At 65.1% G+C, this 11,141-nt stretch carries 7 protein-coding genes and 1 pseudogene; 3 read left to right on the forward strand and 5 right to left on the reverse strand.

Features of this window, described 5'->3' with window-relative positions:
* Positions 1 to 123 precede the first annotated feature (123 nt).
* From smc to VFZ66_13875, 5 genes are all read right to left on the reverse strand, one after another.
* Positions 124 to 3,708 carry a chromosome segregation protein SMC gene (gene smc, locus VFZ66_13855; protein ID HEX6290273.1) on the reverse strand — a complete coding sequence of 1,195 codons (3,585 nt, stop codon included), beginning with the start codon at positions 3,706 to 3,708 and terminating at the stop codon, positions 124 to 126.
* 81 nt (positions 3,709 to 3,789) lie between these two features.
* On the reverse strand, positions 3,790 to 4,803 hold the full coding sequence (locus tag VFZ66_13860; protein HEX6290274.1) for an ABC transporter permease: 1,014 nt from the start codon (positions 4,801 to 4,803) through the stop codon (positions 3,790 to 3,792).
* A gap of 304 nt (positions 4,804 to 5,107) precedes the next feature.
* Positions 5,108 to 6,067 (reverse strand): ABC transporter permease, encoded by a 960-nt coding sequence (locus VFZ66_13865; GenBank protein HEX6290275.1) that lies wholly within the window; start codon positions 6,065 to 6,067, stop codon positions 5,108 to 5,110.
* A gap of 139 nt (positions 6,068 to 6,206) precedes the next feature.
* The gene (locus VFZ66_13870) at positions 6,207 to 8,153 is read right to left on the reverse strand and encodes an ABC transporter ATP-binding protein (GenBank protein ID HEX6290276.1); all 1,947 of its coding nucleotides are present in this window, start codon (positions 8,151 to 8,153) and stop codon (positions 6,207 to 6,209) included.
* Positions 8,154 to 8,302: 149 nt separating this feature from the next.
* Positions 8,303 to 9,757 (reverse strand): phosphoglucomutase/phosphomannomutase family protein, encoded by a 1,455-nt coding sequence (locus tag VFZ66_13875; protein HEX6290277.1) that lies wholly within the window; start codon positions 9,755 to 9,757, stop codon positions 8,303 to 8,305.
* A 134-nt stretch (positions 9,758 to 9,891) separates the two neighbouring features.
* On the opposite strand from VFZ66_13875, the pseudogene VFZ66_13880 reads away from it, so the two are divergent.
* The 3 genes and pseudogenes from VFZ66_13880 to VFZ66_13890 all read left to right on the forward strand — a co-directional run bounded on the left by VFZ66_13880 (position 9,892) and on the right by VFZ66_13890 (position 11,033).
* A pseudogene (locus VFZ66_13880) lies at positions 9,892 to 10,050 on the forward strand (GNAT family N-acetyltransferase).
* A gap of 32 nt (positions 10,051 to 10,082) precedes the next feature.
* Positions 10,083 to 10,451, forward strand: coding sequence for a hypothetical protein (locus tag VFZ66_13885; GenBank protein ID HEX6290278.1), 369 nt, complete (start codon positions 10,083 to 10,085; stop codon positions 10,449 to 10,451).
* Positions 10,452 to 10,574: 123 nt separating this feature from the next.
* Complete coding sequence (locus tag VFZ66_13890; protein HEX6290279.1) at positions 10,575 to 11,033, forward strand: pyridoxamine 5'-phosphate oxidase family protein; 459 nt, start codon at positions 10,575 to 10,577, stop codon at positions 11,031 to 11,033.
* The last annotated feature ends 108 nt before the right edge of the window (positions 11,034 to 11,141 follow it).

An 11,141-nucleotide genomic window follows, 5' to 3' on the forward strand; every position in this document is an offset into this window, starting at 1 on the left:
CTGATACAGGCTGCGATGCAGCGCTGTCAGCCGCAAAATGCTTTACCTCTCTCATGCTGGCGGATCATACCATAGCCATCTACGTCCGTATGTCCTTCTCACTCGTAGGCATTTTGCGGGCCACTAACCAGCCAGCGAGAGCGAGCCGTCGTCCTCGACTTCCTCCAGCCGCAGCGACAGCACCCGTGATCCTCCGTCCTCCGACATGGTTATGCCGTAGAGCGTGTCGGCAGCTTCAACCGTGCCGCGATTATGCGTCACCAGGATGAACTGCGTCTGCTGCGCAAGCTGAAGCAGCGCCTCGCGGAAGCGCACCACATTCGCCTCGTCCAGCGCAGCATCGACCTCGTCGAGGATGCAGAACGGGCTGGGATTGACCGTCAGGATCGCAAACAGCAGCGCCGCCGCCGTCAGCGCCCGCTCGCCGCCGGAGAGCAGTTGCAGGTTAAGCTGGCGCTTGCCGGGCGGCTGCGCCATAATCTCGATGCCATAGACACCGGCGTCGCTCTCGTCGTGGAGCAGCACCAGCCGGGCCGAGCCTCCGCCGAAAAGCCGGGTAAACATCCGGCTGAACTCCTGCCCGACGGCCTCGAACGTCGCCGCGAAGTGCTCCTGCATCACCTGATCGAGATGGCCGATCGCCTCACGCAGCGCGACCGTCGCCGCGCGCACGTCGGCGAGCTGCTCGTTCAAGAAGCCGTAGCGCTCCTGCGTGGCGCGGTACTCCTCCGGCGCGAGCGCATTGACCGGTCCCATCCGTCTTAGCCGCGTCCGTAGCTGCTCGATCCGCTGCGCAAGCGTCGCGGCCTCGGATGACTCGTCGGCCTCCGCCGTCTCGGAGGCAGCCCGCTCGGCTACAAGCTGCTCGACATCGATGCTATCTTCCGCCGCGCGCTCCCAGAGCGCATCACGATCGGAGCGCCGCCGCTGTAGCTCGACTGCCGCCGCGCCGTGTGTCGCCTCAAGCGTGAGCGTCGCGCCGGTCAGCTCGCGCTCACGCGCCTCAAGCGCCTCGAGACGCTGCTCGGCCTCCCGCAGGGTAGCCTGGGCGGTCGTCACCTGCTCGCTCACCGCCTGCGCCTGCGCCTGCTGCTCCGACTGACGCGCCTGCAATATCTCGATCGTCTGCGTGAGTGCCTCAAGCTCGTGCGCCAGATGTTGCGCCTGCTGCGCGACCATCGCCTGCTCGCCGGTCGCGCGCTCGGCGGCCTGCTCCTGCGCCCGCACCGCGGCGATCTGGCTGCGATGCTCGGCCTCCTGCTGGGCCACTCGCGCGCGTAGCTCACGCAGCGCCGCCTCGTCGTTGCCCATCGCCGCCAGCCGCTCGGTCAGCCCCGCCTCGGCAGCGCTGGTCTGGGCCTGCGCCCGACGATGCGCCGCCTCTGCCGTCTCGACCACAGCCTGACCAGCCCGCGTCTGCTGCTCAAGCGTGGATTGCTCACGCCGCAGATCGTCACGGCGGCGCTGGAGCGCGGCAAGATCGGCCTCGGCGCGATGGTGTACCCGCCGCCGCTCCTCGACGCTGCGCTGCGCCTGATCGCGGGCCGTGCGCGCCTCACGCTGCACCATCTCGGCCTGCCGTAGCTCAAGCTGCACCACATCGATGCGCTGCGTGGTCGCGCCGCGCTCCGTTTGCAGCCGCTCGATCAACTGCTGCGCCGTCGATAGCTGCGCCGGAAGCTCGCGCAACTCGCGCTCCCGGCGGAGCGTGCCACTCTCACGAGTGGCAGCGCCGCCCGTCACCGCGCCGCCGGTCGCCACCTGCTCGCCGCTCAGCGTCACGATCGTCCAGCCGCCCTCAAGCTCCGGCAGCGCCCGGCGTGCGGCGGCCAGATCCTCGGCGATCAGCGTGCGGCCCAGCAGATACACCGCGATCGGCGCGTACTGCCCATCGACAGCGATCAGATCTGCGGCCACGCCACGGATACCCGGCAGCGGCGGCACCGCTAAACGACGCGCGGGCTTGAGCGTATCCAGCGGCAGGAAGGTCGCCCGCCCGGTATTCGTACGCTTGAGCTGAGCAATTGCGGCCTCGGCATCGCTCCAGCGCTCCACCACGATATGCTGGAGTCGCGCGCCCAGGGCCACCTCGATCGCCGTCTCAAGCTCAGCGGGCACGCGCAGCAGCGACGAGACGAGCGCAAAGCGGGAGCGATTCTCGCGCTCGGCCCACTGCATCGCCGCGCGCACGCCCGCGAAGGTGCCCTCGTAGGAGCGCGCCAGCCGGTTGAGCGCGTCGTAGCGCGCCTGTAGCTCGCCATGCGCCCGCCGCGCGCCGGTGATCCGCTCGTCAAGCTGATCGCGCTCGCGCCGGAGCGCCTCGCCGTCGGCCCGCAGCGTATCCAGATCTTTGCTCACAGCCGCGATGTGCTGCTCGGCCTCCGCGACCGCCTGCTGCGCCGACGTGACCTCAGCATCCCGCTGCTCGCACAGCGCCGCGCTCTGCTGGATCGTGGCCGCTAGCTCGGCCTGCTCAGCGATGATCGTCGTCAAGCGCCGCGCCAGGGATTGCTGCCGGACGCGCTCAGTCTCAAGCGCGGTCGTCGCCCGCACCAGCGCCTCGCGCTGCGCGGCCAGCTCCGCCTCTGCGGCTCGACGTGCATCTAGCTCGCGCCGCAACGCTGTCTCGGCCTCGTGCAGCCGCGCGCGCTCTGTGCTCAGCGCGGCCTCACGCTGTGCGGCCTGTGCCGCCAACTGCTCGACCTGCTCCCGCGCCGCCTGCGCCGCCGTCTCAAGCTGGCTCCGGCGCTGCGCAAGCTCGGCCTGTCGCTGCCGCAGCCCCGTCGAGCGCTCCTGCGCCACAGCCAGCTCACGCGCCGACGCCTCGGCCTGCTGCGTCGCCCGCGCTAACGCCGATCGCAACTGATCCAGCGTGGCGCGGCGCTGCCGCATCTGCTCGCGATCGGCCTGGAGCGTCTGGACGACCGCTTCACGCGCCGCGCGCTTCTCGGCCAGCTCCGCCGCCAGTCGCGTCTCGTCGGTTTCGGCGGCTGCCAACTGCTCGGTCGTCTCGGTCCACTGCTGCGCGTAGTGCCGCCGCAGCAGCGCCCCCAGCTCGGCCTCAACCGCGCCGACCGCCTCGGCGTCGCGCGCCTGGCGCTTGAGCGTGCGTAGCTGCGGCTCAAGCTCGCTGACCAGATCGCTGAGCCGCACCAGATTGGCCTCCGTCTCGCGCAGCCGCCGCTCCGCCTCCTGCTTTTTGGCCTGATACGGCCCGATCTCCGCCGCGTCTTCAAACAAGCGCCGCCGCTCTTCGGGCTGTAGCGCCAGCGCCGCGTCGACCAGGCCCTGGTTGATCAGCGTGTAGCTTGAGCCAAGCGGCGCGACGGCATCCAGCACGTCGCGCAGCCGCACGCGCGCCCGGTTGATCGTGTACTCGCTCTCGCCGCTGCGATAGGCCCGCCGCCCGATCGTCACCTCGTCGTAGGGCAGCGCCAGCAGACGATCGGCGTTATCAATCGTCAGAAAGACCTCGGCAAAGCCCATCGGCGCGCGCCCTTTCCCGCCGCCAAAGATCAGATCCTCGGTCCGCTTCGAGCGCAAGTTGGCAAAGCTCTGCTCGCCCAGAACCCAGCGCACCGCGTCGGCCACGTTCGATTTGCCGGAGCCGTTCGGCCCGACGACCGCCGTCACGCCCGGCGGAAACTCAAACGTCGTGCGCTGCGCGAAGGTCTTGAAGCCGTAGATTTCGAGGCGCTTAAGATACATTGGGTGGATACATTTGTGTGGTCATGGCAGCCGCATTATAGCAGAAGTCGCGCGACATGCCGCAGCCCATGCGGCCCGTGCTCACACGTTGCGCTGCGGATGCGCCAGCACCGGCTGCTCCTGATCTGTAGGCCGCGCCGCGCCGCGCCGGAACAGCAGCCGCCACCAGGCCGGACGCGGACGAGTCACGTCCATGCCGCGCCGGAGTCCCTCGCCCAGCAGCGTAAAGCCGATCAGCGCCAGCGCCGTCAGGCTCCCGGCAAAGAGCGATGCCCAGGGCGTGCGGTAGAGCTGAAGGAAGAATTGCGAAAGCATCTGCCCCAGCTCAGGATAGCCCGCCGTTTGCAGGTATTGCCGATCGAAGTTGCCGACCGAGTCCTCGTACACAAAGCCGCCGCCGATGAAATAGCCCAGGTAGCCCAGCTCGGCGATCACCAGCAGCGCCGCGCTCAGCTCGAAGGCCAGCAGCATCGGCAGGATCGACCAGAGCTGCGGCAGCACGTGATGCCAGAGCAGCCCGCCGGAGCGTCGCCCGATCGCGCGGGCGCTCTCGATGAACGGCGCTTGCAGCACCACCTGCGTCCGGCTTTTGACCAGCGCCGCCGTGTCGCACCAGGCCGTCAGCGTCAGCGCCACCACAAACACCAGCAGCGCGGGCGCGTCGTTGAAGGCGGTCATCACGGCAATCGCCACGATCAGCAGCGGCACCGCCACGCACACGCCGATCAGCCCGTCGATCAGATGCGCCAGCCGCCCGCCGAACCACCCGGCGATCACGCCCAGCAGCACGCCGACCGCCAGCCGCACCAGCGCGATCGTCAGGCAGAGCACCAGCGTTGGACGCACTGCCCACAGCAGGCGGCTCAGAATGTCGCGGCTGACAATATCCAGGCCCAGCGGGTACTCCGAGCTGATGAACGGCCCCAGCGAGCGCATCGGAGTCGGCCCGTAGACCACGCCGTCCACGAAGATCACGCCGGTGCGCTCCATCGGATCGTGGGGCGCGAGCGCAGGCCCGAAGAGCGCCAGCCCGACAATCACGACGCTCAGCAGACCGCCGATGTACAGCGAGTAGTTGTGTGAGGTAGCGCGCATGGAGGCTCCCGTTCGATCAAGTTCCAAGTTCCAAGTTTCAAGTTTCGAGTTCATCGAACTTTGAACATTGAACTCGCCTTGTTCCCTTGTTCTTTTGTTCCCTTGTTCTTTGTTTGTCGTTGCAGGCCCTCACCCCGCTTCGCTCCGCTCAGCACCCCTTCCCCGCCCTCGCGGGTCCCGTTCCCGCTCGGTGTGCGCAGGCGAGGGGAGAAGCGGTGCCCGGTTCTTTTGTTCCCTTGTTCTTTTGTTCCTTTGTTCCCTTGTTCTTTTGTTCCTTTGTTCCTTTGTTCTCTCATCCCCAGTCTCAGGCAAGCGCTGGATGCTGCTCGGTTTCACGCAGACGCGGATCGACGGCGTGCGCTACGATGCTTGCCACGAAATCGGCCAGCAGCAGCAGCGCGCCAAAGAGCACAAAGATAAACGCCAGCAGCTCAGGGTTCAAAAAGATGTGTGTTGCGGACAGACGATTGCTAAGCGCGATCGTGTGCATGAACATCCGCCCAACGCCGCGCCAGTCGAAGAGCGCCTCGACCAGGATCAGCCCGCTCACCAGGAAGCGCAGCGATTGGCCCATCGCGACCATCACCGGCGCGACGATGTTGGGCAGCGCATGACGCCAGAGCAGCGCGGGCCAGCTCAGGCCCTTGCCCAGCGCCACGCGGGCGTAATCCTGCTGGAGCTCGTGCTCTAGCAATCCCGCCGTGATATACGCGACGTAGAGCACAGGCCGCACGGCCAGCGTGATCGTCGGGATGATCAGATGCGCGTCCAGGCCAAAGCCCTGGATCGGAATGAACGTGCCACGGCCCCAGTAGAGGTAGCGCGAGCCGTACAGGATCGCCGCGATCAGCACGCTGCCCAGGAAGAAGCCCGGCAGCGCCGAGCCGATCGTCAGCACAAGCTGCGCCCGTGGCGCGATCCGCCTGGTGTCGCGGCGGATCGCCAGCATGCCCAGCAGCGGCCCCAGCACCACGATCAGCGCCAGCGCCAGCCCGACCAAGATCAGGCTATTCTTGAGCGGCGTGGCGATGTAGGCCGGAATAGGCGACTTATCGATCGCGCCGAAGTTGCCCGCGAGCGCCCGCCTGAGATACTCGCCGTACGACGAAAAGAAGGGCGGCGCAGCCTCCCGCTCGACCAGCCGCCCAAAGGAGTTGACGAATTGGCGCGGGCCGAAGCTGTGGGCGTAGAAGAAGCCAAAGGCGTTGAGCAGCGGCACGAGCACGACGATCAGCGCCAGCTTGCGGGCGATCAGGCGGACCACGACGATCTCCTAGTCTACAAACGCTGGTAGCACAGGTTTAACCACCAAACGCGGCGCGCGGTTCAACGTCCCATACAAAACACAGACGGCTCGCCCGAAAGCAAGCCGCCCACACTGCCATGATCCGAGATCGTGGCCGCTACATGCCCGAACCGATCGCCGCCGACTCTTCGCGCTGACCGGCCTCGCGGCTGAACTGAAGCGAGTACAGCCGACTGTACAGCCCGCCCATTGCCATCAGCTCGTGGTGGCTGCCCAGCTCGACGATCCGCCCGCTCTCCATCACCGCGATCCGGTTGGCGATCTGCACCGTCGAAAGCCGATGCGCGATCACGAACGTTGTTCGGCCTCGCATCAGCCGCTCCAGCGCCTCCTGCACCAGCGCCTCCGACTCCGAGTCGAGCGCCGATGTGGCCTCGTCAAGGATCAGGATGCGCGGATCTTTGAGCAGCGCCCGCGCAATCGCCACACGCTGCCGCTGCCCGCCCGACAGCTTCACGCCGCGCTCGCCGACGACCGTGTTGTAGCCCTGCGGCAGCTCCTTGATGAAGCGATGCGCGTTCGCGGCCTCAGCCGCCTCGATCATCTCGGCCTCGGTCGCGTCGAGCTTGCCGTAGAGGATGTTCTCGCGGATCGACCCTGAGAAGAGCAGCGTCTCCTGCGGCACGATCCCGATCTGCTCGCGCAGCGTGTGCAGCTTCACATCGCGCAGATCGTAGCCGTCGATCGTGATCGCGCCGCCGGTCGGATCGTAGAAGCGCGGGATCATATTGACCAGCGTGGTCTTGCCCGCGCCGCTCGGCCCGACCAGCGCCAGGATCTCGCCCGGCTGCATGCTGATCGTGATCCCGCGCAGCACCGGCTCGTAGCCCTCGTTGCTCTCGTAGGCAAACTGCACCCCGTCGAAGACGATCGCGCCCTTAACCGGCGGCAGCGGAATTGCGTCGGGCTTGTCTCGAATGTCGGGCTCGGTATCCAGGATCGCAAACACGCGCTGTGTCGCGCCCAGCGCCTCTTGAAGCTGGCTGTACAGCCCGGTGAACGTGCCCAGCGACGCGGCGATCGTGCCCGAATAGATCAGGAACGAAACCAGATCGCCAGGACTCATCTGCCCGGAGACGACCTGCCGACCGCCGTACCACAGCACCAGCACCAGCGCGGTAAAGCCCAGGAACGACACGATCGGCAAGAACGTCGCGCGCACTCTGGTGCGGCGCATCGACGTGCGAAACGCCTCTTCGATCGCGTGGCGGAAGCGCTTGATCTCGTACGGCTCGCGCGCAAACGATTGCACAACGCGAATGCCGGAGACTGTTTCTTCCAGCACCGCCGTCGCGTTCGCCATCCGATCCTGAACCTCGGTCGAGATGCCGCGAATCCGCCGACCGAAGTAGATGCCCGCCAGCAGCATGCCCGGCACGACGACCATCGTCAGCAGCGTGAGACGCACGCTGAGGAAGAGCATCAGCGCCAGGCCGCCGGTAAACGTCACCAGATTTTGCAGAAACGTCGCGATGTTGACCGTGGTCACGCTCTGGATCGTCGTCACATCGTTGGTCACGCGCGACGTGATCTCGCCCACGTGCCGATCGCTGAAGAAGCGCAGCGACATGCGCTGGATATGCTCGTAGGTCTGCATGCGCAGATCGGCCATCACGCGCTCGCCCACAAAGGTCAGGAAGTAGCTCTGCACGAAGTTGAAGAACGCCTGGAGCACGAACACGCCGAGCATCACCAGCGCGACCCAGTTGAGGACGCCGCCACGAAACTGCGGCGGGTTGCGCTTGAGTACGTTGCCGTAGAAATCGCCGACAAAGCCGAAGATCGTCGAGCGACCGGAGGTAGTCTGGCCGGAGATCGCGTCGACGAGCAGGCCCGATACCAGCGGGACCATCAGGCCGAGCATGCTGGAGACGAACAGGCACAGGATCGCAATGCCCAGGCGTTTGCGGTAGGGCCTGACGTAGCTAAACAGGCGGCGCCAGTTGATCTCCGCGACCGCCTGCATTCCAGGCGGCGAAGGCTCGCGTTCAGCAGCGTCGCTGTGCGGCTGCGCGCCTGCATGATCGATCGTCGCGTCTGACACGGAAGCTCCTCATCTGCGGCCTATACCTACAAGATACAGGATCTATCGGGGCCGCGCAAGCCCTGCGCGCAGCGCCATGATGCAAACAAACCAGGTCGGGATCGAACCTGGTTTGTCTTGAGCACGCTGTGATCCGCTGCCGGAGCGGGCTACTCGGTCTGTGGGATGAACTGCTCGGCTAATTGGACGCCCTGCCGGAGTAATTGTTGCACCGCCTCGCCTGAGCGCGCCTCGGCATAGATCCGCAGCACCGGCTCGGTGCCCGACGGACGAATCAGCAGCCACGAGTCGTCGGCCAGCAGATACTTCACGCCGTCGCGGTCGTTGATGCGCGCCACGGGCTGCCCCGCCAGCTCCGCCGGAGCGGCCTCTTTGAGCTGCCGCACCAGCTCTTTCTTACTGAATGGCCGCACCCGGCGGTCGATCCGATCGTAGAGGAACGGCCCGACATCTGTCTGCAACTGCTCGATCAGCGTATGCAGCGGTTGCGCTGCCCGCGCGACGACCTCAAGCAGCAGCAGGCCCATCAAAATCCCGTCGCCTTCGGGAATATGGCCCAGGATCGAGATGCCACCGCTCTCCTCCCCGCCGATCAGCACCGGCTGCTTGAGCATATAGTCGCAGATGTAGTTGAATCCGACAGGCGTTTCCTCGACCTCAAGGCCGTTGAGCTGCGCCAGACGATTCACGATCTGTGTCGTCGAGATCGTTTTGACGACTAGGCCGCGCTTGCCCTGCTTGAGCAGATGTTGCAGCGCCAGCGCGATGATCATGTGCGGGCTGACGAACTCGCCCCGCGCATCCACCGCGCCGATCCGATCGGCGTCGCCGTCGGTCGCCAGGCCAATATCGTAGCCGCCCTCAACCACCAGCTCGCGCAGCTTTTGCAGGTTGCGTCCGATCGGCTCAGGATGCAGCCCGCCGAAGCCCGGATTCAGCTCGCCGTGAATCTCCGCGACCATCACGCCCAGCTCGCGCAGCCAGCGGGCGATATAGCCGCGCCCCGCGCCGTACATCGGATCGACCGCGACGCGCAGGCCGCTGTTGGCGATTGCGGCAAAGTCGACCAGCGTGCGCAGATGCTTGAGGTAGTCGGGCATCGGATCGAAGCGCACCACAGCGCCGGGATCGGGCGTTGTGTCGGTCTGCCAGGGCGGCTCGGCATAGGCCGCCTGCCGTCCCTCGCGCCGGTTCCGATCCAGCAGCCGCTCGATCTCGGCGGTCACGTCGGGCATCGCCGAGCCGCCGAACGACGACTTGAACTTAATCCCGTTGTAGCGCGGCGGATTGTGCGAGGCCGTGATCATCACGCCGCCCGCCGCGTTGAAGTGCTTGACCGCAAATGAGAGCGCCGGAGTCGGGCAATCTGCTTTGCTGAGATAGACCGGCAGGCCATTGCCCGCCAGCACGTTGGCAACCTCAATTGCATAGCGATCCGACAAAAAGCGCGTATCGAAGCCCACGACGACCGCGTCGCTTTCACCGCCCGCCGCGCCGCTCAGAATATAATCGGCGATAGCTTGCGCCACATGCCGGACATTTTCAAACGTAAACTCGTCGCTGATGACGGCACGCCAGCCGTCGGTTCCAAAGCGGATCGCCACGGTCTTCGTTCCTCCAGTAGATCAATCAAGAAGTTTCATTTTACCACCAACCCGCCCGCCCTCGATTCGCACCCCTCCGGCGCTTCGTCGCGCTGACCCGTTAGCGTCGCACCTTCGTTGACAGCGCTGAACGCCGATGCTACGCTACTATCGTGAGCTTTCTGGCGAGCCGGATCATCGCGCGGGCCAAGATCCTGGTCTATGTCGTTGCCAATGAGAATCTGCCCTCACGCCGGATCGTCGAGAAGCTGGGCTTCCTGCTCGACTCGGCCTGGGGCTATATCGGGGACTGATCGTTGATCAACGTGGGAGTCAGGAGGCAGCCATGCCAACCGCCGAGCAATTCCAGTCCGTCTTTACGCAGTTGAAGCAGATTTTGCAGCCGTTCGCGCCGCAGCTTGTGGTCCAGGCCGACACGCCGGAGAACTACTACCTTGATACGCCGCACATCGCGCACCTGCAACGGTCGATCTTTTTTGGTGCCGTGCAGATCAAGAAGAATTATGTCAGCTATCATCTGATGTCGGTGTATATCTTCCCGGCATTGCTCGACCAGATCTCGCCGCAGCTTAAAAAGCGCATGCAGGGCAAGTCGTGCTTTAACTTCACCAGGATCGATCAAGCCATGCTCGACGAGCTAGCCCATCTAACGGCCCAGGGCTTCGAGGTCTATCGGCGCGAATACGGCATCTGAGCCTACTCATCACCCGCTCCCGCTCATGACGTGCTTGACGCTCGCCTCGATATTGTGATACATTTCACATCGTATTGTGATGCTTTTCACTTAGACCATCGTTGCAGGTGAAAGGATTGCCGCATGAAGGTAGCTAGCTTTGCCGAGATCGAGGCGCCTTTTCTCGAACGTGTCCACATCATGGTTTGGTGCAGCATGGCGACGCTCGACACGCGCAATCGGCCACGCTCTCGTATCCTCCACCCAATCTGGGAAGACTCGCTTGGCTGGATCGCAACTCGTCGCCACTCCCTTAAGGCCCGTCATCTCGCCCACAGCCCATACGTCTCGCTGGCCTATATCGCCGACATTGCCAAGCCGGTGTACGTCGATTGCTACGCTGAATGGGACGAATCACCAGACGCTAAGCAGCACGTCTGGGATCTCTTCCTGCATGCACCGCCGCCACTTGGCTATGACCCGGCTCCTATCTTTAAGAGCGTCGATCATCCCGACTATGGCGTGCTCAAGCTCAGGCCGTGGCGCATCGAGCTGTACAATTTTCCACAGGAAAACCTTATCTGGCAGCCTGTCGAGGCTTGAAGCCGGGCGTGATGTACAGCGGCAGGCAGCGCAGACTTCTAGCAGTGCGGCATACATCCTGGACAGAGCCGCACACCGGAATCGACCGCACAAAAAATCACGCCCCCG

It is taken from the genome of Herpetosiphonaceae bacterium, from assembly GCA_036374795.1.
In the GTDB taxonomy this organism is placed as follows: domain Bacteria; phylum Chloroflexota; class Chloroflexia; order Chloroflexales; family Kallotenuaceae; genus LB3-1.

Coding starts and splice junctions, on each gene's coding strand:
- smc (HEX6290273.1), bottom strand. CDS start 3,708: ATGTATCTTAAGCGCCTCGAAATCTACGGCTTCAAGACCTTCGCGCAG.
- VFZ66_13860 (HEX6290274.1), bottom strand. CDS start 4,803: ATGCGCGCTACCTCACACAACTACTCGCTGTACATCGGCGGTCTGCTG.
- VFZ66_13885 (HEX6290278.1), top strand. CDS start 10,083: ATGCCAACCGCCGAGCAATTCCAGTCCGTCTTTACGCAGTTGAAGCAG.
- VFZ66_13890 (HEX6290279.1), top strand. CDS start 10,575: ATGAAGGTAGCTAGCTTTGCCGAGATCGAGGCGCCTTTTCTCGAACGT.